Genomic DNA, 19,764 nt, shown 5'->3' with positions numbered 1-19,764 from the left:
CGCGGGGACTGCGGCGGGGGCAACCCCCGCGAGCGCGGGGCCGATGACATCTGTGTCTCCTGATCTCGCTGGAGCGGAGGGCAACCCCGCGAGCGCGGGGCCGATCCACCGGGTCGACGGTCTCGGTGGTGGCGCGCGGGGCAACCCCCGCGAGCGCGGGGCCGATCGATAGTCACATGATCGGGCGGACAAGTCCTAGGGGCAACCCCCGCGAGCGCGGGGCCGATGGTCGACGGCATGAGCACCTGCTGCATCTCGTCGGGCAACCCCCGCGAGCGCGGGGCCGATGGCCCGGGCCTCCGCCGCCTCTTCTGTACGGGGGGGGCAACCCCCGCGAGCGCGGGGCCGATCCGCGGTTCACCCAGCAGGCCCGATCGACCGTGGGGCAACCCCCGCGAGCGCGGGGCCGATACTTCCTGACCTGCGGTGATTAGCGGTCGAGGGGCCTGGTTGATTCAGTTCGATTGGTAGAGGCCTAATCGAACAGTCGATGCGTTGTTGCCATCTCTCGTTGCCCCAGTGCTGGTTGTCAATGCTGTGGCCTACCTCTCGAAGCGTACTCGCACGTGGAGGTTGAGAGCATGGTTGATGACCCGTTGGCAGTGGTACCCGCCCGAGGTCAGGAGCTGGCTGGGCGCGTTGTGGGGTAGGCCCGCCAGGCAGAGTGTGGGCGGCGGTCGATGCCGGGTACCGTCACGGTATGACGACCAGTGACTTCGTTGTGGTGACGACGACCCATGACGACGAGACGAAGGCCCGTGAGCTCGCCTCGGCGGTGATCCGTGACCGCTTGGCCGCGTGTGCGCAGGTCTACCGCGTCCAGTCCGTCTACTGGTGGGACGCGCAGTGCAGGACTCCGCCGAGTGGCGGATCGACTTCAAGTCCCGGGCGAGCCTGGCTGATCGGCTGTCCGCGCGCATCGTTGAGCTGCACTCTTACGACACACCGGAGGTCGTCGGGGTGCCGGTGATCACTGGATCGGCGGCCTACCTGGACTGGGTGGCCGCAGAGACACGAAGCTGATCGGTAGTTACTCCAAGGAGGCCCGGATCTCGTCTCGAAAGGCCTGGGCCGCTGACGATGCCGGGAGCTGGTCGGCCAGTGCGGACAGCCGTACTCGACCCATGGTCGTCTCGGCTTCGAGCGTGGCGGCGAGGGCGCGGCCGATCTCGACGGCCTGGTCGACGGCGTCCGCCGTGAGGTAGCCGGCCGCGACGTCTCCGAGCACCGTGGCCCTGATTTCCGGTCGTCCTCGCCAGCGTGCTTGGTGGCCGAGCCCTGCCGGGGAACGATCCCCGTCGCGAGTGCGGGGCCGGCCCCGTCGACGGGTCGACCAACTGCCCCTGTGTAGAGCAATTCCCGCGAGAGTGGGCCGACGTCATGCCGGTACACGCCGTCGACAACACCTCGGAGCAATCCCCACGAGCGCGAGACCCACGCCGTGACGTGCCCTTCGCTGGCGATGAGGCAGGAGCATCCCCGAGAGCATGGGGTTGACGTGCGGTTGGTCCATGCGATCAGGGCCTGAGCGGAGCAACCCCCGCAGGCGCGGGGTCGACTGCGTGCTCCTGTACTCCTGGGTGTAGAGGATGGGACCATCCCCGCGAGCGCGGGGCCAAGATGATGCCTCAACGCCTAACTGGAGCCATCCCCACGAGCGTGGGGCCTACGCGTCGCAACCGCCGGAATCATACGTGGTTGTAGCCGTGGTTGTGTGGTTCGCCACGATCACCAGGTCATCCCATCCACGATCGGGTGGTCTACTGCGCCGCGCTTGACAAGCGCCAGTGGGAAATGACACCTAACGCCTAACTATTCCCCTATGGTTGCTGCCGGGACTTCGGCCGCTCTCGACCAGAAGCCGTTCTGCGTGGTGAACGGCACAATCGGAACGTTGCGGAGTCCGCGAAGAAGGTCTTGTACTGGAGGGTCAAGCGAGTCCGCCTCTCCAAAGTGAGAGTGGTGAGCGCTTGTTGTCAACGTCCGATCTCTTCCCCGTAGGTCGCCAGTGATCAATCTGACTAGCTTTGCCGCGTTCCTTACGGCAAGTGCTGCTGCGTTTGGGACAGTGTGTGCCACCTTGCACACGACCGGAATCCTGCGAATTAGCGCTGACGCGCGCCGAGATCGGATGCGCGTCTGGGTCATGCGGGAGCGTCGGCGAATGATTCGAGAGGTCTTGCGTTCCCAGCCAGGAACAGCCTCTATCTGTGATATGAGCCCTGACGGAGGCACACTTACGATTACCACTGGCTTGGGGGCCCGACCTGGGCCGGGAAGGGACAACTCCCAGTCCGGCCCACACTTGCAGCCACAGGCCGAGTTGACCCAGCGCCACTGGGGGCGACAGGTCGATCGATGATGGCAAGGAGGCAATCTCCGCGAGTCTGAGGTTGATCTGACGCCGCTTGGCGCACTGGTTGTGGCGAAGCGCTACTGACTTCGGATTTCATTTTGCCCGCCTACACAACCGAGCTGAACGCGGTCGAGCGCCTGCGGGCCCACTCCAAGCGCAGCCTTGCGAACCTCGCCAGCGTCGCCCTCGACGGGCTTGCCGCAATCATCCGTAACCGACTCAACTGCCCCCAATATCGTTCCGATGTGCTCGACGGCTTCTTCGACGGAACAGGGCTCTCCCTTGACCTACCACCCTGAAAAGCCGAAGTCAGTAATCCCCGCGAGCGTGGGGCCGATGGCCCACCACCAGCGGGCACACGTCCGCCCACGGAGCAACCCCCGCGAGCGCGGGGCCGATACCGCCCGCGCCCGCCGCTTCTTCTGGAACGGGGAGCAACCCCCGCGAGCGCGGGGCCGAGCGGATCCGCTGGCGCACGAGCAGGCCGGTCACGGAGCAACCCCCGCGAGCGCGGGGCCGAGGCTGACGCGCTCGACGCCTGTGGGGGCGCCGAGGAGCAACCCCCGCGAGCGCGGGGCCGAGCTGAACGAGGGCATGCGAGAGGACCTTCTGCGGGAGCAACCCCCGCGAGCGCGGGGCCGAGGAGGACCACCGGCCCAAGCTCGACCCCGACACCGAGCAACCCCCGCGAGCGCGGGGCCGAGAGGGTCTCCTCGGACTCGACCATGGCGACGGTGGAGCAACCCCCGCGAGCGCGGGGCCGAGTTTCTGACAAGCGGCGGGCACCTGTGCTCATCGGAGCAACCCCCGCGAGCGCGGGGCCGAGCTGGTCCAGTGACTGTTCCAAGGCGGCGGGGCGGAGCAACCCCCGCGAGCGCGGGGCCGAGATAGCCGGCGATGACCCGGTCGAGGATCGACAGGAGCAACCCCCGCGAGCGCGGGGCCGAGGTTCTACGCGACCCCGGGGGGCGAGCCGTCCCGGAGCAACCCCCGCGAGCGCGGGGCCGAGGCTTTCTGACCTGCGGTGATTAGCGGCCGAGGGGCCTGATTGATTCAGTTCGATCGGATGACAGCCCGACAGAGAGCTTATGTATGACCGTCATATTTCTTTGCTCCGAGGCCGTTGTCAGTGCCGTGTCCTACGCTCTCGAAGCGTACCTGCACGTGGAGGTTGAGATGATGGTTGAGGACCGTTGGCAGTGGTACCCGCCCGAGGTCAGGGGGTGGCTGGGTGCGCTCTGGGGCAAGTCCGCTGGGCGGGCCGGGGGGACGGCCAACCTTCTGCTGTCGCACATGCTGGACACTGCGGCGGTGGCAGAGATCGTCTGGGACCGCTACCTGCCGCCGGTGACGCGGTGGCGTCTGGATGCTCTGGCGGGGGGCGCGGGTAAGGGGCGGCGTCTGTTCGCCTGGTTGTGCGGGATTCATGACTGCGGCAAGGCCACCCCGGCGTTTCAGCATCTCGACGCCGCCGGCGAGGCCGCGGTCCGTCAAGCGGGGCTCACCTGGGACAAGTACGCCGTGAAGGGCTCGTCTTGGCGGCATGACAAAGCCGGTGGCCGGGTGCTGAGGGCGCTGCTCACTGACGCGAAGTGGTCGCAGGAACAGGTCGGTTGGGTCTGGCCGCTGGTCGCCGGCCACCACGGGCTGATCCCGACGCTGGGGCAGCTGAGTCCGCCGAAGAAGAACGAAAAGCTGCAGGGCGGTAGCCGGCCCTGGAAGCTCGCGCAGTCGGCGCTGGTGGAGGTGTTCTCGCGGGAGCTCGGCTATGAGGGGGAGTCGCCGCTGGCCGCGGTGGAGCCGGTGCTGGTGCCGAGCCGTGCGGCGCAGCTTCAGCTGTCCGGCTTCGTGGTGATGGCGGACTGGATCGCCAGCGACGAGCGGCACTTCACGGGTGTGTCCGACCTGGCGAAGGTGTCGATGCCTCAGGCGCGGCAGCGGGCTGCGACGGCGTGGTCGAGGCTCGAACTGCGCAGTGGATGGGGAGCGTTGGCGGCGCCCGGTCCGGAGACGTTCCGGGACCGGTTCGGCCACGGGACCAGGCCTTCGCAGGAGTTGGTCCTCGACGTGGTGCGCCGGATGGGCGGGCCCGGTCTGGTGATCGTCGAGGCGCCGATGGGGGAGGGGAAGACGAAGGCGGCGCTGGCGGCGGCCGAGCTGATGGCAGCGCGTCACGGTGCGGACGGGGCGTTCCTGGGCATGCCGACCCAGGCGACGGCGGACCCGATGTTCACCCAGGTCCGGTCATGGCTGCGCGAGGTCGGCGATGGGCTGGAGGGCCAGGTCGCGCTGCTGCACGGCAAGCGGATGTTCAACAAGGAGTGGCGAGGCCTGCTGGAGGGCGCGGGGGAGTGGGGGCAGGACGCCGACGACCGCTTCTCGTCGGTGGGGGAAGACGAGTTCGGCATGCAGACCGACTGCTTCGACGGTTGCGCGGACGGGGAGCGCAGAGCCCCCGCCGAGTGGTTTCTCGGCCGTCGCCGAGGGTTGCTGAGCCCGTTCGCGGTCGGCACCATCGATCAGCTCCTGTACGCCGCGACCCGTACCAAGCACGTGATGCTGCGGATGGCCGGGCTGGTGGGCAAGGTCGTGATCCTCGACGAGGTCCACGCCGCCGATGTCTACATGTCGCAGTTCCTGCTGGAGGGTCTGTGGTGGCTCGGGCAGGCCGGTGTGCCGGTGGTGCTGCTCTCGGCGACGCTGCCGCCGGAGCAGCGGCGCCGCCTGGTCGCCGCTTACCTGGCCGGTACGCGGTCGGCGAAGGCCTCGGCGGCCCTGGAGCTTCCCGAGCCGGAGGGCTATCCGAGCGTCACGGCGGCCTGGGCGGGGCCGGACGGGCGGCCGGAGTCGCTGGTGGAGAGCACCGCATCCTGGCGTGAGGACCTTCAGGTGCGGGTCGAGGTGCTCGACGAGCCTCCGACGCGGGCCGACGCCCAAGTCGCGCAGGATGACGCCGTGGTCGACTATCTGAGGGAGCGGCTGGTCGACGGCGGGTGCGTCCTGGTCATCCGGAACACCGTGGCCCGCGCCCAGTCGACGTTCGAGGCCCTCCAGAAGGAGTTCGGCGCCGATGTCCGGCTCCTGCACGGGCGCCTGCACGCCGGCCACCGGGCGGACCGTACGCAGGAGGTGCTGAAGCTCCTCGGACCGCCGACCGAGGGGTCCGGACGTCCCGGCAGACTGATCGTCGTCGCGACCCAGCTCGCCGAGCAGTCCTTCGACGTCGACGCCGATCTGCTGATCACCGACCTCGCTCCGATGGACCTGCTCCTCCAGCGCATCGGACGCCTCCACCGCCACGGCGGCGTGCAGCGCCCCCGCCGGCTGTCCCGGCCCACCGTGGCCATCACCGGCGTGCACCTCGACGCTGACGGCGCGCCGCAGATCCTGCGCGACTCCGAAGGGATCTACGGCCGCTACCTCCTGCTGCGCACGGCCGCCGAGGTCGAGCGGACGGCGAAGGCCGACGCAGGCGCGTGGAGCATCCCCGGCCAGGTGCCGGAGCTGGTCGCCCGGGTCTACGGCACCGATCCCGTCGTGCCGGTGGAGTGGGGCGAGGCCGAGGCGCAGGCCCGGCAGGACTGGGAGAAGCGACAGGCCAAACGCCGCGATGAGGCCGCCCAGTACGTCCTGACCCGCTCCGGGGAGCACGGATCGCAGACTCTGGCCGGTCTGCACTACGGCGCCCACGGCACGCTGGGAGAGGGGCAGTTCGAGGCACTCGTCCGGGACGGGGACCGGAGCGTGGAGGTCGTGTTGGTGCGCCGCACCGGGGAGGACTTCCACGCGATGACAGGACGCAAGCTCGGCCCCAACGGGACGGTCGCGGCCGAGATGGTGGACGACGTGCTCTCCGGGACGGTGCGCCTGCCCACCAAACTGACAAACGTGGCCGAGCAGGCGCTCGGTCCGCTGTCGGGCTGGCGCGACCATCCATGGCTGCGATACAGCCTGGCCCTCGAACTCGACGAGCACGGTGCCGCAGACCTCGGTGACTTCCGGCTGCGCTACGACGACCTGCTCGGCCTCGTGGTGAGCGGAGGGCCCCAGCGCGCCCCAGTAGCGATAAAGGTGAGGGGGTGAGTCGGACAGAAGTCGACCCACCCCCTCAACCCCGCGACCGCGGGGCCGACTTGCGGCCTGCCTGGGCCGGAAAACACGGCCACGGGCCATCCCCGCGCACCCAAGCAGGCGGGGCCGGGGGCAATTCAAGCATTCACCCCACAACAGGCATCCGCCGGTGCCACGATGAACCAGCAACAAGCTAAACATGGCTAGTTGGGAGATCAGCGCGTGCCTGGGTACAACCTTGTCGACGAACCGTGGCTGACGGTACGACCCGTCGGTGGCGGGCCTCCCGTGCAGGTGGGGATCGCCGAGGCCCTGGCCCGGGCCCACGAGTTCGAGGGCCTTGTCGTCGAGTTCTCCACGCAGCTCCCGGCCGTCCTGCGTCAGGTCCTGCTGCCCGTCGTCGCCGACGCCACCGGCGCGCCCCAGAACCCCGGGGAGAAAGGCGAGCGGCTCACCCGGGAGGGCGGCGGGTTCACGGAGGACGAGCTGGGCAGTCTGGAGACCTACCTCGCCGATCACCGGGCGAAGTTCGAGCTCTTCGACCCCGCCGCCCCGTTCGGGCAGGTCGCCGGGCTGCGCACCGCCAAGGACGAGACGAAGGGCTCCGCCGCCCTGGTGGCGACCGCGGCGAGCGGCAACAACGTCCCGCTGTTCGGCACCCGTACCGACGCGGATCCGCTCGACCTGACGCCAGCCCAGGCCGCCCACTGGCTCGTGCACGCCCACTGCTGGGACACCGCGGCGATCAAGACCGGCGTCGTCGACGACGACCAGGTCAAGGCGGGCAAGACGACCGGGAACCCCACCGGTCCGCTCGGCCAGCTCGGCGTCATCGTCCCCACCGGGCGCACCCTGTACGAGACCCTCCTGTTGAACCTTCCGCTCACCCCGCCCGACACCCTCGGCCTCCCGCAGTGGAAACGGGCCCCGCACGGCCCCGCCTGGCAGCCCCGCGCGGCCGAAGGCCTCCTCGACCTGTGGACCTGGCAGGCCCGGCGGATCCGCCTCATCCCGCACCAGGACGAGTCCGGGCAGCTGAAGGTGGCCCGGGTCGTCATCAGCGCGGGGGACCGGCTGACGCCCATGCCCGAGCAGGAGCCGCACACCGCCTGGACCTTCACCGCCCCCGCGAAGAAGTCCGCCTCCGCCCTGCCGGAGCGCAGGCCGCGCCGCCACACCCAGGGCAAGGCCGCCTGGCGCGGCCTGGAGGCCCTTCTCACGCCTACCCGCCAGGGCCCCGACGGCGGCTTCGAGACCAGCGTCCTGCTCGACCAGATCAGCGCCCTGCAAGAAGACGGCCTACTCCCCGTCGACTATCCGCTGCAGGTCGAGACCTTCGGCATGGTCTACGGCACCCAGTCCGCGATCGTCGAGGACGTCATCCACGACGCCATCCCCCTGCCGCTGCTCGCCCTCCAGCAGGACAGCGAAGCCCAACTGCTGCTCCTGGACGTCGCCGAGCAGGCGGAACGGCTCGCCCAGGCCGTCAGCAACCTCTCCGCCGACCTGCGCCGGGCTGCCGGAACGGACCCCATTCCCTGGGACAAGGGCCAGCGACCGGGCGAACTCCTCCTGCACACCCTCGACCCCCTGGTGCGTCGCCTGCTCGCCGGCGTTCGCACCGCCGGCGCAGACGACGAGGCCCTGGAGCGGGGCCGGCTCGCGTGGGAACAACTCGCCCACCGCCAGGCGTGGGACGCGGCGAACACGCTCCTGCTGGCCGCACCCGCCACCACCTTCGGCGGCCGCACGATCAGCCAGGGCGGCAAGGCGGGCAAGACGCAGACCTACAGGCTCGGCACCGCGGGCGCCAACTTCCGGAGCCGACTCGACGAGATCCTTCCCCGGTACGCCGACGCCGTACGGGAAGCGGCCGCCGCCCGGGCGGCCGAGACCGGCCCCGCCCTCGACCACGACCCCGGAGCGGACTTTGACGACTGAGCACACCGGCGCCGCCGCTGAGCACGCCACCCCCGCTGAGCGCGCCGACGCTGCCGAGCGCACCACCACCGCCGCCCGACGGCACCGGTACTGGGACGAGTTCACCGGCCCCGACCACAACTGGCGGTACGACCCCCGCACCAAGCAACCACGCCGGCCGCCCGGCGAGGACCTGGCGGCCCTGCGCTCCGGCCTCGGGCGCCCCGTCATGGACAGCCCCAAGATGTGGCCGCTCTACAGCTGCGAGGTCAACGACGTCCTCGCGTTGCGCGACGAGGTCTCCGACGAGCAGAAGGCCGAGCACGCCGCGCTGGCCCTCTACGGCCTCCACCAGCAGAGCCAGTCCAAGCCGATGCACCGCCGTGGCGTCAAGCTTGGGGAGGCGCTGCGAGTGCTGCGCCGGAGCGGCAAGGTCAGCGAGGAGGCGCTCGACACCCGGGTCGCGCAACTCGCGGGCGCCACCAGCGTGTCCGCGCTGCTGGTCCACCTGCGGGGGCTGATCACCCAACTGCGTTCCATCACGCAGCCGTTGGACTACGGCCACCTGATGGCCGACATCCAGGCCTGGCACAGCACCGACCGGCGCCCGCAGGTCCGCCTCAAGTGGGCGATCGGCTACCAGGCGTGGAAGGACAAGACGCCCGCCGACTGAGTGCCCGACACATCCGGACCACCACCCCCGAGGAGAAGCGCATGACCGCCCGCCTCTACATCGACGTCCACATCCTGCAGACCGTCCCGCCGGCCAACCTCAACCGGGACGACAACGGCAACCCCAAGGAGGCGTACTTCGGCGGCAAGCGCCGCTCGCGCGTCTCCTCCCAGGCCTGGAAGCGTGCCACCCGCATCCACTTCGCCGAGAGCCGCGACCGGCAGGACCTCGCCACCCGCACCAAGCGGATCGCCGCCCAGCTCGCCAAGGGCATCGCCGAGCGCACCGGCGTCGAGGCCGAGGATGCGCAGCGGATCGCCGACGCCCTGATCAAGTCGACCGGGATCTCCGCCGGCAAGAAAGAGGGCGACACCGCTTATCTGCTCTTCTACGGGCGCCGCCAGCTGGACGGCATCGTCGACCTGGTCGCCGACACCGCCGCCGACCTCGCCGCCCTCGACGCCAAGGCCCTCGACGAGGCCGTCAAGGCCCTGCCGGTCAAGGAGCAGCTGCAGAGCGGCCACCCGGCCGACGTCGCGCTCTTCGGCCGGATGGTCGCCGACATCCCCGGCCTGAACGTCGACGCCGCCACCCAGGTGGCGCACGCGATCTCCACCCACGCCGCCGAACTGGAATTCGACTACTACACGGCCGTCGACGACGAGAACACCGCCGACGAGACCGGTGCCGGCATGATCGGCACCATCGGCTTCAACTCCGCCACCCTCTACCGCTACGCGACCGTGGGTCTGCACCAGCTGCGCGGCAACCTCGGCGACGACAAGGCCGCCGTAGACGCTGTCGACCTGTTCGTCGACTCCTTCGCCCGTTCCATGCCCACCGGCTACGGCAACTCCTTCGCGCACCGCACCCGCCCCAGCCTGGTGGCCGTCGTGGTCCGCGCCGACCAGCCCGTGAACCTCGTGTCCGCGTACGAGAACCCCGTCCCGGCGAGCCGGGGCATCGTCGCCGAGTCCGCGCGCCGCCTCGCCAAGGAGTTCGCCACCGCCACCGAGCAGTGGGGAGACAGCCCGCTGTACGTCGGCATCTGCCACACCCTCGGCGCGGACACCGGCGCCGACGAGCCCGCGCAGCAGCTGGCGGAGGCCTTCGGCGCGAACCGCACCTTCGCCGAGCTGCGCGACGGCCTGCGCACCGCCCTCACCGAGCGGGTGAACGACAACTGATGCCCGCCGACCCGAGCCTCACCACCACCCCCGCACCGGCCGCGGAGCAGGAGGAGGACCAGGCGGTCCTCGTCCTGCGCCTGGCCGGGCCGCTCCAGTCCTGGGGCGACCGCAGTGCCTTCAACCGCCGAGACACCCCGCCCCAGCCGACCAAGTCCGGAGTCGTCGGCCTGCTCGCCGCCGCCGCCGGACTTCCCCGCGAGGCGGACATCACCGGCCTGGTCGGCCTGCGCCTGGGCGTGCGCATCGACCAGCCCGGCACGCTGCTGCGCGACTACCACACCGTCAGCGACTACCGGGGCCGCCCGCTGCCCCAGAGCGGCGTCAACGCCAAGGGCCTGCAGAAGCCGACCTCCCCGGCCAAGGACACCCACGTCACCCACCGCTACTACCTCCAGGACGCGGTGTTCGTCGCCGCCGTCCAGGGCCCGGCCGGCCTCGTCGCGACGCTCGCCGAGGCGATCCGCCGCCCCGCCTTCCCACTCGCGCTCGGCCGGCGCTCCTGCGTCCCCACCCAGCCGCTCGCCCTCGGTGCCGTGCGCGCCGGAGCCCTGGAGGACGTGCTGGCGGACGAGCCCTGGCAGGCGGGCACCGCCGTCCAGGCCGCCTACCGCCGACGGGCCGAACGCGGTCCGGACCCGTTCTCGCCGCACCGGATCGACCTGGCCGCAACCTTCGACGACCCGGCCGGTGACGACACCTTGCAGGACGTCCCGCGCTCCTTCGCGCCCCGCGACCGCGGCTTCACCACCCGGCGGATCCGCCACGACTGGCTCAACGTCCCCACCGGCCTCGCCCCGTCCGGCCCGTTCGCCCCGTCCGCCGCGCCCACCGAGACCGTCCAACCGGCCACTGCGGCCGGCGGCCACGACCCGTTCGCCCTGCTGGGCTGGTGACCAGATGACCTACCTCTCCCGCGTCCGCATCAACCCCCTGCGCGCCGCCAGCCGCACCCTGCTCGCCAACCCCCGCGCCCTGCACGGCGCCGTCACGGCAGGCATCCCCGACCCCGCCGCCGGCGACCGGGTCCTCTGGCGCCTCGACGCCGACCACCCGCGCCGCCCCACGCTGCTGGTCCTCACCCCCTCCAAGCCCGACTGGACCCACATCGTCGAACAGGCGGGCTGGCCGGACGCCGAAGGAGAGCACTACGCGGTCCGCGACTACGGCCCGCTGCTCGCCCAGCTCGCCGTCGGCCGCGAATTCGCGTTCCGCCTCAAGGCCAGCCCCGTCCAGAACACCTCCAAGCCCGTCAAAGCGAGCCCGCACCGCACCAAGACCGCCGCCGAACTCCACCACCGCTCCTACCGGATGGCCCACCGCACCGCCGCCCAGCAGCTCACCTGGTTCCTCGAACGCACCCAGCGCTGGGGCTTCACCATTCCCGAGGCGCGCACCGACAGGGCAGCCCCGGGCCTCGAACCAGCAGCCCCGGACACCCCCGCAGAGGCGCAGCAGCCCGCACGGGAGGCCCGGATCACCGACCGCACCCGCAGCACCTTCACCAAGCCCGGCACCCGCAGCCCGGTCACCCTCACCACCGCCACTTTCGAAGGCCGGCTGCGCATCACCGACCCAGGGCTCCTCCAAGCCGCCCTCCTCGGCGGCATCGGCCCCTCCAAGGCCTACGGCTGCGGCCTGCTCACCCTCGCCCCGCTGCCGACCGGACACCACTGACCGATGGCCGACATCTGGTGGAAGGCCCACCCCCACGACCTGCACCGCCTCGCCGACCGCGTCTCCAGCGTGTACGTCGAGCGCAGCCACATCGACCGCGACGAGAACGCCGTCGTCGTCATCAACAAGCGCGAGACCGTCCGGGTCCCGGCGGCGATGGTCGCCGTGATGCTGCTCGGCCCGGGCACCCGCATCACCCACGGCGCCGTCAACCTGCTCGCCGACTCCGGCACCACCGTGTGCTGGGTCGGGGAGCAGGGCGTGCGGATGTACGCGGCCGGACTCGGCCCCAGCCGTGGCGCGGCCCTCCTCAACCGGCAGGCCTGGCTGGTCAGCCGCACCAAGGAACGCCTCGCCGTCGCCCGGACCATGTACCGCATGCGCTTCCCCGGCGAGGACGTCAGCACCGCCACCATGCAGCAGCTGCGCGGCGGCGAGGGCGCCCGTATCCGCAAGCTCTACCGGGCCGAGTCCCACCGAACGGGTGTTCCCTGGAACGGCCGGGTCTACAAGGCCGGCGACGCCTACGCCGCAGGCGACGACCTCAACCGCCTTCTGTCGGCGGCCAACGCCGCGCTCTACGGGATCTGCCACGCGGTCATCACCGGCCTGGGAGCCAGCCCCGGTCTCGGCTTCGTCCACACCGGCCTGGCCACCTCGTTCGTCCTCGACATCGCCGACCTCTACAAGGCCGAATACACCATCCCCCTCGCCTTCGACCTCGCCAAGCAGGGCCACACCGAGGAACGCGACGCCCGGCTCGGCCTGCGCGACCGCATCGCGGAGGACAAGCTGCTCGGCCGCATCGTCCGAGACGTCAAGGCGCTCCTCAGCCCGGACGGGACCGACATGCCGGACGTCGAGGTCAACGAGCTCTGGGACGAACGCGTCGGCACGGTCCAGGGCGGCGTCAACTGGTCCGGGACGGAAGGCACACCGACGCCCCCTGCCTCCGACCCGGGCATGGGAGACGAACACCTGGCCATCATCGGCCCGGAGTTCACCCAGGACACGGACAGCCCATGACCGTCATCATCCTCATCGCCGCCCCCGAAGGCCTGCGCGGCCACCTCACCCGCTGGATGGTCGAAGTCAACGCCGGCGTCTTCGTCGGCACCCCCAGCCGCCGCATCCGCGACCGCCTCTGGGACCTCCTCGCCACCCGCATCGGCGACGGCCAAGCCGTCCTCGTCGAACCCGCCACCAACGAACAGGGCTGGACCGTCCGCACCGCCGGCAAGGACCGCTGGAAGCCCGTCGACTTCGACGGACTGATCCTCTCGGCCCGCTCCCGCCGATAGACTCGCAGGTCACGAAGCATCGGCCCCGCACGTGCGGGGATTGCTCCCCGTGGCGCTTCTGGGAAGGTTTCGGCGACGCATCGGCCCCGCAGGCGCGGGGGATGGGTTGGTTCAGGGGCGAAGTGTTCGGTGGAGGGCCTGTTTTCAGATGTGCGGTGCTCTGGGAGCATGGTGCGATGGATCATCGGCAGATAGTCAGTTCCGGCTCGCCCCTCGAACCTCAGATCGGCTTTTCCCGGGCAGTCCGCAAGGGGTCACACGTTGTAGTCGCGGGGACTGCTCCCATCGGGGACGGTGGGACGACCGTGGGGAAGGGCGATGTGTACGCCCAGACGGTCAGGTGTCTGGACATTGCGGAGGCCGCGCTGAAGGAGGCGGGGGCGTCGTTGGGGGATGTTGTGCGGACCCGTCTCATGCTCACTGATGTGACGCGCTGGAAGGAGGCCGCGCGAGCGCACGGGGAGCGGTTCGCGTCGGTGCGTCCGGCCTGCACTGTCGTTGAGGTCTCACGTTTCATCGATCCCGAATGGCTCGTGGAAGTGGAGATCGACGCGGTCCTCGACTGATTCCGGAAAGCGCTGGTCGCGGCCACACGTGGGTGGCGGCGACCAGCGCTGTGGCTTTCGTGGCGGTGGGTGTGCCGCGTGGTGTCAGGAGGCGGGGCGGTGGTGGCGGGTGTCGGCCAGGCCCTGCCAGCGTTCCGCGATGTCGGCGGTGCCTGCGGGCAGGTCGAACTGGTCGAGGATGCGCATGACGATGTGGTCGACGAGGTCGCTGATGCCGTTCGGGGTGTCGTAGAAGGCCGGCATCGGCGGGACGATGCGTACGCCCATCCGGGAGAGCGCGAGCATGTTCTCCAGGTGGATCTCGTTGAGGGGTGTCTCCCGGGGCACGAGGACCAGTGGGCGCCGTTCCTTGAGGGTGACGTCGGCGGCGCGGGTGATGAGGTTGTCGGCCATGCCGTGCCGGACGGCCGCGAGCGTCTTCATGCTGCACGGGACGATGGCCATGCCCGCGACCGGGTAGGAGCCGGAGGAGATGGTGGCGCCGAGGTCGCCGAACTTGTGTGTCACGTCGGCTAGTTCGGCGAAGCTGCGGGCGTTGTAGGGCGTCTCCACCTCGATGGTGGAGCGGGCCCAGGTGCTCAGGACGAGGTGGGTCTCCACCTGCGGTACCTCGCGCAGGACCTGTAGCAGGCGGACGGCGATCGGGGCTCCGGTGGCGCCGGTGACTCCGATGACGAGGCGGGTGGTGGGGGGTGCGGCGGAGGGGGTGGCGGACACGATGTGCTCCTGGCGTAAGCCGAAGGGGGAAGGGCCGAAGGGGGAAGGGCCGAAGGGGGAAGGGCCCGAGGGGGTGGGGGACTTGCCCGCCGCCCCGGCGGGTTACAGCGCCAGGACGCCCGCCCACCGTTCGCGCAGTTGCTCGCGGGTGGCCTGGTCGACGCGGTTGGCCGGCGGGTACCGGTCCTTCCACGCGAACGGCTTGCACGCGTCGATGAGCACGATCCCCATCGACAGGTCGCCGGCGGCGAGCTTGTCGGGCGCGAGCCGGGGGTCGATGGCGGTGGTGGGCGCGCGCAGGACCTGGATGGACTCGGTCGGGTGGACGCGGGTGAACATCGCCCACAGGACGTGGTTGATGTCGGTGATATCGATGTCCTCGTCGACCACGACGAAGTACCGTTCCATGCCGCCGGTGCGCTTGCGCCCGGCCGCCGCCAGCAGTGCGTGCATGGCGTCCCCCGCGCCGGTCTGCTCGATGGAGACGACCATCAGGAGCTGCCGGGCGTAGGCCCACACGCCCTTGACGTTCTGCACGCCGGACGCTTCCAGGTGGTCCCAGGTCAGCGACGCCGAGTAGAGCGGAACGGCCTGGTCGCCAGCCGGGATGGTCGGCAGCATCGGCGGGGCGCCCAGGATGATCGGGTCGTCGCGGTGCAGGATCCGGGTGACCCGGACGACGGTCTCCTGGCCCGAGTGCGTGTAGTACCCGGTCCACTCCCCGAAGGGGCCCTCCAGGACGGACTCCTCCTCGACCGGCGGCAGTTCGCCCTCGATCACGATCTCGGCGTGCGCCGGGATCGGGAGCTCGCTGCCCGGCGCGTACAGGACCTCGACGCCCTCCCCGCGCAGCCCGCCCGCGAGGTCGTACTCCGACATCCCGGACGGTGCGGCGATCGCGGCGGCGGTCGACAGGATCGGGTCCTGCCCGACCACCACGGCGATCGGGCAGGTCCGGCCGCGTGCCCAGTACTTCTCGGCGATCGCCTTGGCGTGCCGGTTGCCGAGCATCCACAGCGACAACCGGTCGCGGCCCTGGACGCAGGCCCGGTAGGTGCCGACGTTGACCCAGCCGCTGTCGGGGTCACGGGTGATCACCATGCAGGCGGTGCCGATGTAGCGGCCGCCGTCCCCGTCGTGCCAGCGCGGGGTGGGGAAGATCCCGAGGTCCACGTCCTCGCCGACCAGGACGTTCTCCAGGACCGGGCCGGTGGCGACCTCCACGGGGGGAACGGGCTCGATCCGCTTGCTGAGGTCCTTCCAGGCCCGCACGATGTCGAGCTTGGGGGTGTCGTGCGGCAGCCCGAGCGCCACCGCGGTGCGGGCGGGCGTCCCCATGAAGTTGGTGAACACCCGGTACCCCGTGGGGAATCCCGGAATGTTGTCGAACATCAGGGCGGGGCCTTCCCGCTCCGCCAGCAGTTCGGTGATGCCTCCGATGTCCAGGTCCCGGTCGGCGCCGTCGATCTGGAGGACTTCGTCCTGCCCGAGGGCCTCGGTCAGGTGGTCGATGTAATGCCGAAGATCACGAAATGCGCTCATCTGCCGTCGGGGAGCCGGGTGGTGTGCCCGGATCTCCCCTCCTCCTCTTCCTCGCGGGTGGCGGCCGAGCCTCGGCGCGGCCGCCACGGGGGTCGCAGTTCCGCGCGGACAGGTGCCGCGTCGGCCTGCGCACCGATGATCCGGATCGGCCGCGAGCGGGCGCAACGAGTCCGGACGCAGGTGCCGGATACCGCCCCCGGTAGGGTCTGGATCCGTGGAATCCCTCAATCTCCGACTGATCCACGCCCTGCAGATCGACGGGCGCGCCCCCCTGCGCCGGATCGCCTCGGTGCTGGGCGTCTCCGAGCAGGTCGTCGCCCGCCGCTACGCCGCGCTGTGCGAGAGCGCCGGGCTGCGCGTCATCGGCCGGCTCAACCCCCGGCCCGTCGGGCAGACCGTGTGGACGCTGCGGCTGCAGTCCGCCCCCGGCGCCTCGCTCGGCCTGGCCCGGGCCCTGGCCGCGCGGGAGGACACGCGGTGGGTCCAGCTCGCCTCGGGCGCCACCGAGATCATCTGCCACCTCGTGGCGCACCGGGACCGTGCCCAGGACGCGCCGGTGCAACTGCTCGACCGGCTCCCGGGGGTCACCTCGATCACCGCGCAGCGCGTGCTGCGGCTGTTCAAGGGCGGCCCGACCACCTGGGGCGCCCTGACCTGCGCGCTGGACCAGGACCAGCGGGACGCGCTCGCCCCCGCGTTCCCGCCGCCTGCCTTCCCACCCCCGAGGCTCCCGCCTGCCGACGCCCGGCCGTCGTCGTCCTCGGCGCCGTCGCTGGAGCCCACTGAGCCCGCCGGGCTCACCGAGCTCACCGACCTCGACCACACGCTGCTCGCCGCGCTGGCCCGCGACGGCCGCACGACGTACGCGGCGCTGGCCGTCGAGGCCCGCTGCCACGAGTCGACGGTGCGTCGCCGGATCGCCCACCTGCGCGCGGCCGGGGCGCTCTTCTTCGTCGTGGACGTCGACGAGCGGCTACTGGGCAGCCCGACCACCACCGCGATCTGGATGTCGGTGCGGCCCTCGCACCTCGCCGCCGTCGGCGCAGCCCTGGCCGAACACCCCGAAGTCGCCTACGCCGCCGCCACCACGGGGCGGACCAACCTCCTCGCCGCCGTCCTCTGCCCCGACGACGAGTACCTGTACGACTACCTGACCGCCCGTCTCGGCGCCCTCCCGGGCATCGACACGGTCGAGACCGCCCCGATCGTCCGGACCCTCAAACGCGTCGGCACCGTCGGCCGCCACCGCAACCGGCCGAGCAGCACCCGGCGCGGCTGAGAACGGCCTGGGCGGCCCCGATCGAACGGAGGCCGCCCAGGACGTGATCTCCCGCATCTCCCGCGTCTCCTGCCCGGACCGGCACCCGGGGCCGGGGGGGAGGAGAGGGAAGGAAGGAGAGGAGCTGCTACTACCCCACGACCTGGACCTCGTCGGCCTGGAGCCCCTTCTGGCCCTGGACCGCCACGAAGGTCACCTTCTGGCCCTCAACCAGGGACTTGAAGCCTTCTCCCTGGATCGCCCGGAAGTGAACGAACAGGTCCGCTCCGGACTCCGGGGTGATGAAGCCGTAGCCCTTCTCGTCGTTGAACCACTTCACCGTGCCGTTCTGCCGCTCTGCCACAGCCACTCCTGTTTTCCGAAGATCGAGGATCTACGAGACGCAACACGCCGATCATGACAGGGCTCGGGGTCTCGGCGGGGCCGTAACGCGAAGTTGGTCGGCCGCTGCGGTGAGTAGCCACCCGGACCGGTGACGGCACCACAGGTGCCGCCCGCGCCGGAGTCGCGGCAACTAGGCAACTAGCCAGCCCGGCAACCCGGCAGCCCGGCAGTCGTCCACCGTCCAGCTGCGCAGACGTGATCGGGTAGCCCGGCGGGCCGGCCTGAGTACCCGTACTCAGGCCGGCCCGGCCGTGCCGCCGGAGCATGGGGGCATGCACCCAGCAGCAACACCGAGGATCGGCATCACCGCCGTCGGATCCCACCTGCCGGCCCGCCGGCTCACCTCCCAGCAGCTCCAGGACGAGGTCACCGCCGGCGGCCGACTCGCCCTTCCGGAGCGGATGTTCGAGAAGGCGACCGGCATCCGCACCCGCCACTTCGCCGCCGACGGCGAGTACGCCTCCACCCTCGCGGTCGGCGCCGCCCGACGGGCCCTCGCCGCCCGCGCGCTGCGCCCGCAGGACGTGGACCTGCTGCTGTTCGCCTCCGCCACCCGGGACGTGTGCGAGCCCGCCACCGCCCACATCGTGCAGGCCGAACTCGGCACCCGGGCACACGCGTTGGACGTCAGCAACGCCTGCAACAGCTTCCTCAACGGGATCGACCTGGCCCGCGCGATGATCCTGGCCGGCCGGGCCCGGCGTGCCCTGGTCGTCACCGGCGAGACGCCCAGCCGGGCCATGCTCCGCACGCCGTCCTCCCCGGCGGAGTTCCGGGACGGCTTCGCCGGCTACACCTTCGGCGACGCCGGGGCGGCCGTCGTCGTCGAGGCCGTGGAGCGGGGCGGGATCCTCGACGTCGGGACGGAGACGGCCTCCGAGCACTGGCCGGCCGGCGGCATCCCCGGCGGCGGCTCCCGCCACCCGCGCGGCGACGAGTACAGCTACTTCCGGGGCGGCGGCAAGGAACTGCGCGGCATCTTCGAGGAGATCGGCCCCGCCGCCCTGGCCCGGCTCGCCGCCCGCACCGGCCTCGGCTGGGACGACTACGCCCGGGTGCTGGTGCACCAGGTGACGATCCCCTACCTGGAGCGCTTCGTCGAGCTGACCGGGGTGCCGGCCGGGAAGCTGGTCCTGACCGTGCCGGAACTCGGCAACGTCGCCAGTGCCACGCTGGGCGTGCAACTCGACCGAATACGCGGCACGTTGGCGCCCGGCGAGAAGGTGCTGCTGATCGGGCTCGGCGGCGGCGTCAGCCTGATGACCATGGTCTGGGAGGCTTCGTGAGCACCGACCTGTGGGTGGTGGTCCCCGCCTACCAAGAGGAGGCCCGGATCGAGGGCGTGCTGCGCGCCCTCGCCGCCCAGCGCGACCGTGACTTCACCCTGCTCGTCGCCGATAACGGCTCCACCGACGGCACCGTCGCCCTGGCCCGTGCCTTCGCGGCCCGCGCGCCGTTCCCGGTCGAGGTGGTGGTCGAGCCGGAGAAGGGTGTCGGCTCCGCGGTGAACACCGCCTTCCGGTACGCCATCGCCCACGGCGCCACCCTGCTCGCCCGCACCGACGCCGACTGCCTGCCCGAACCGGGCTGGACGGCCGCGGCCCGCGCAGGGCTGGTCGCCTCCGGCGGGCTGGTCTGCGGCCGGGTCACCGCCCGCCACGACGAGCACGGCCCGGCCGGGCGCGCGGTGTTCCTGGCACTGGTCGCGCTCGGCGCCTTCTTCGGCCGGATCCGGCCCGCGCACCGCCGCCGGCACGGCTACCTGACCCCGTACCGGATGCACGCGGGCAACAACATGGCGATCACCGCCGAGCTCTACCTCGCCGTCGGCGGCATGCCCCGGCGGCCCTCGCCCACCGACCGGGCGTTCCTCAACAGGGTCCGCCGGCACACCACGGCGGTGGTGCGCCGCCGCGACATGGTGGTGCAGAACTCCACCCGGCGCATCCGCGCGTACGGCGTGCTGGGTACCGCGCGCTGGTACCTGGAGCGCGGCGCGGGGCCGCGCGCCGTCGACGTGCGCTGACAGCCCGCGCGCGCCCCGCTCCTCACCGACCCTTCCTCGACCGGACCCGCTCCGTTCCGCTCCGC

General features: G+C 71.3%; 17 protein-coding genes, 1 pseudogene and 2 CRISPR repeat arrays (1 of these 20 cut by a window edge). Of the genes and pseudogenes, 14 read left to right on the top strand and 4 right to left on the bottom strand.

Features of this window, described 5'->3' with window-relative positions:
• Positions 1–411: a CRISPR direct-repeat array (repeat unit 28 nt; unit sequence GGGCAACCCCCGCGAGCGCGGGGCCGAT); it reaches 1,813 nt to the left of the window's first position.
• 289 nt (positions 412–700) lie between these two features.
• A pseudogene (cutA, locus tag ACFVTF_RS08000) lies at positions 701–1,023 on the top strand (divalent-cation tolerance protein CutA).
• Positions 1,024–1,030: 7 nt separating this feature from the next.
• On the opposite strand, the gene ACFVTF_RS07995 reads toward cutA, so the two are convergent.
• On the bottom strand, positions 1,031–1,228 hold the full coding sequence (locus ACFVTF_RS07995) for a hypothetical protein (RefSeq protein WP_387810645.1): 198 nt from the start codon (positions 1,226–1,228) through the stop codon (positions 1,031–1,033).
• Between the two features lie 1,226 nt (positions 1,229–2,454).
• Between ACFVTF_RS07995 and ACFVTF_RS07990 the strand changes: the two genes are divergently transcribed.
• The 10 genes from ACFVTF_RS07990 (at position 2,455) to ACFVTF_RS07945 (ending at position 13,751) form a co-directional block, all read left to right on the top strand.
• Complete coding sequence (locus tag ACFVTF_RS07990) at positions 2,455–2,655, top strand: transposase (RefSeq protein WP_387810642.1); 201 nt, start codon at positions 2,455–2,457, stop codon at positions 2,653–2,655.
• 10 nt (positions 2,656–2,665) lie between these two features.
• A CRISPR array of direct repeats spans positions 2,666–3,365; the repeat unit is 28 nt; unit sequence GAGCAACCCCCGCGAGCGCGGGGCCGAG.
• 83 nt (positions 3,366–3,448) lie between these two features.
• Entirely contained in the window at positions 3,449–6,439 is a 2,991-nt protein-coding gene (gene cas3 / locus ACFVTF_RS07985; RefSeq protein WP_387810640.1) for a CRISPR-associated helicase Cas3', read from the top strand.
• Between the two features lie 210 nt (positions 6,440–6,649).
• Positions 6,650–8,368: a type I-E CRISPR-associated protein Cse1/CasA gene (gene casA / locus ACFVTF_RS07980; RefSeq protein WP_387810637.1), complete on the top strand. Its 1,719-nt coding sequence runs from the start codon at positions 6,650–6,652 to the stop codon at positions 8,366–8,368.
• On the top strand, positions 8,358–9,020 hold the full coding sequence (gene casB, locus ACFVTF_RS07975) for a type I-E CRISPR-associated protein Cse2/CasB (RefSeq protein ID WP_387810635.1): 663 nt from the start codon (positions 8,358–8,360) through the stop codon (positions 9,018–9,020). The genes casA and casB overlap by 11 nt, the downstream gene beginning before the upstream one ends.
• Positions 9,021–9,061: 41 nt before the next feature.
• On the top strand, positions 9,062–10,207 hold the full coding sequence (cas7e, locus tag ACFVTF_RS07970; RefSeq protein ID WP_387810632.1) for a type I-E CRISPR-associated protein Cas7/Cse4/CasC: 1,146 nt from the start codon (positions 9,062–9,064) through the stop codon (positions 10,205–10,207).
• Positions 10,207–11,103 carry a type I-E CRISPR-associated protein Cas5/CasD gene (gene cas5e / locus ACFVTF_RS07965; protein WP_387810629.1) on the top strand — a complete coding sequence of 299 codons (897 nt, stop codon included), beginning with the start codon at positions 10,207–10,209 and terminating at the stop codon, positions 11,101–11,103. The genes cas7e and cas5e overlap by 1 nt, the downstream gene beginning before the upstream one ends.
• 4 nt (positions 11,104–11,107) lie before the next feature.
• Positions 11,108–11,884: a type I-E CRISPR-associated protein Cas6/Cse3/CasE gene (gene cas6e / locus ACFVTF_RS07960; RefSeq protein ID WP_387810626.1), complete on the top strand. Its 777-nt coding sequence runs from the start codon at positions 11,108–11,110 to the stop codon at positions 11,882–11,884.
• A gap of 3 nt (positions 11,885–11,887) precedes the next feature.
• Positions 11,888–12,910, top strand: coding sequence for a type I-E CRISPR-associated endonuclease Cas1e (cas1e, locus tag ACFVTF_RS07955; RefSeq protein ID WP_387810623.1), 1,023 nt, complete (start codon positions 11,888–11,890; stop codon positions 12,908–12,910).
• Positions 12,907–13,185 (top strand): type I-E CRISPR-associated endoribonuclease Cas2e, encoded by a 279-nt coding sequence (gene cas2e / locus ACFVTF_RS07950; protein WP_331744407.1) that lies wholly within the window; start codon positions 12,907–12,909, stop codon positions 13,183–13,185. Before cas1e ends, cas2e begins: the two co-directional genes overlap by 4 nt.
• Before the next feature lie 176 nt (positions 13,186–13,361).
• Entirely contained in the window at positions 13,362–13,751 is a 390-nt protein-coding gene (locus ACFVTF_RS07945; protein ID WP_387810621.1) for a RidA family protein, read from the top strand.
• Between the two features lie 84 nt (positions 13,752–13,835).
• Here ACFVTF_RS07945 and ACFVTF_RS07940 read toward each other — a convergent pair whose 3' ends face one another.
• Together ACFVTF_RS07940 and ACFVTF_RS07935 are read right to left on the bottom strand one after the other, a co-directional pair.
• Complete coding sequence (locus tag ACFVTF_RS07940) at positions 13,836–14,468, bottom strand: UbiX family flavin prenyltransferase (RefSeq protein WP_387810618.1); 633 nt, start codon at positions 14,466–14,468, stop codon at positions 13,836–13,838.
• Between the two features lie 102 nt (positions 14,469–14,570).
• Positions 14,571–16,010, bottom strand: coding sequence for a UbiD family decarboxylase (locus ACFVTF_RS07935; protein WP_387810615.1), 1,440 nt, complete (start codon positions 16,008–16,010; stop codon positions 14,571–14,573).
• Between the two features lie 214 nt (positions 16,011–16,224).
• Here ACFVTF_RS07935 and ACFVTF_RS07930 point away from each other — a divergent pair, with 214 nt between their 5' ends.
• On the top strand, positions 16,225–17,289 hold the full coding sequence (locus tag ACFVTF_RS07930) for an Lrp/AsnC family transcriptional regulator (protein ID WP_387810612.1): 1,065 nt from the start codon (positions 16,225–16,227) through the stop codon (positions 17,287–17,289).
• 130 nt (positions 17,290–17,419) lie between these two features.
• Here the strand turns inward: ACFVTF_RS07930 and ACFVTF_RS07925 are convergent, their stop codons facing one another.
• Positions 17,420–17,632, bottom strand: a complete 213-nt coding sequence (locus ACFVTF_RS07925; protein ID WP_331744396.1) for a cold-shock protein — start codon at positions 17,630–17,632, stop codon at positions 17,420–17,422.
• Between the two features lie 313 nt (positions 17,633–17,945).
• Here ACFVTF_RS07925 and ACFVTF_RS07920 point away from each other — a divergent pair, with 313 nt between their 5' ends.
• Both ACFVTF_RS07920 and ACFVTF_RS07915 read left to right on the top strand, forming a co-directional pair.
• Positions 17,946–18,959 carry a 3-oxoacyl-[acyl-carrier-protein] synthase III C-terminal domain-containing protein gene (locus tag ACFVTF_RS07920; RefSeq protein WP_331744392.1) on the top strand — a complete coding sequence of 338 codons (1,014 nt, stop codon included), beginning with the start codon at positions 17,946–17,948 and terminating at the stop codon, positions 18,957–18,959.
• Positions 18,956–19,699 carry a glycosyltransferase gene (locus tag ACFVTF_RS07915; protein ID WP_387810609.1) on the top strand — a complete coding sequence of 248 codons (744 nt, stop codon included), beginning with the start codon at positions 18,956–18,958 and terminating at the stop codon, positions 19,697–19,699. The genes ACFVTF_RS07920 and ACFVTF_RS07915 overlap by 4 nt, the downstream gene beginning before the upstream one ends.
• The last annotated feature ends 65 nt before the right edge of the window (positions 19,700–19,764 follow it).

The sequence above is a fragment of the Kitasatospora sp. NPDC057940 genome, assembly GCF_042887425.1.
Lineage (GTDB): Bacteria > Actinomycetota > Actinomycetes > Streptomycetales > Streptomycetaceae > Kitasatospora.
Note: the sequence above shows the minus strand (reverse complement) of the source record. Positions and strands in the feature narration are given on the sequence as shown.

Coding starts and splice junctions, on each gene's coding strand:
- cas5e (WP_387810629.1), top strand. CDS start 10,207: ATGCCCGCCGACCCGAGCCTCACCACCACCCCCGCACCGGCCGCGGAG.
- cas6e (WP_387810626.1), top strand. CDS start 11,108: ATGACCTACCTCTCCCGCGTCCGCATCAACCCCCTGCGCGCCGCCAGC.
- cas7e (WP_387810632.1), top strand. CDS start 9,062: ATGACCGCCCGCCTCTACATCGACGTCCACATCCTGCAGACCGTCCCG.
- ACFVTF_RS07920 (WP_331744392.1), top strand. CDS start 17,946: ATGCACCCAGCAGCAACACCGAGGATCGGCATCACCGCCGTCGGATCC.
- cas3 (WP_387810640.1), top strand. CDS start 3,449: ATGACCGTCATATTTCTTTGCTCCGAGGCCGTTGTCAGTGCCGTGTCC.
- ACFVTF_RS07935 (WP_387810615.1), bottom strand. CDS start 16,010: ATGAGCGCATTTCGTGATCTTCGGCATTACATCGACCACCTGACCGAG.
- cas1e (WP_387810623.1), top strand. CDS start 11,888: ATGGCCGACATCTGGTGGAAGGCCCACCCCCACGACCTGCACCGCCTC.
- cas2e (WP_331744407.1), top strand. CDS start 12,907: ATGACCGTCATCATCCTCATCGCCGCCCCCGAAGGCCTGCGCGGCCAC.
- ACFVTF_RS07945 (WP_387810621.1), top strand. CDS start 13,362: ATGGATCATCGGCAGATAGTCAGTTCCGGCTCGCCCCTCGAACCTCAG.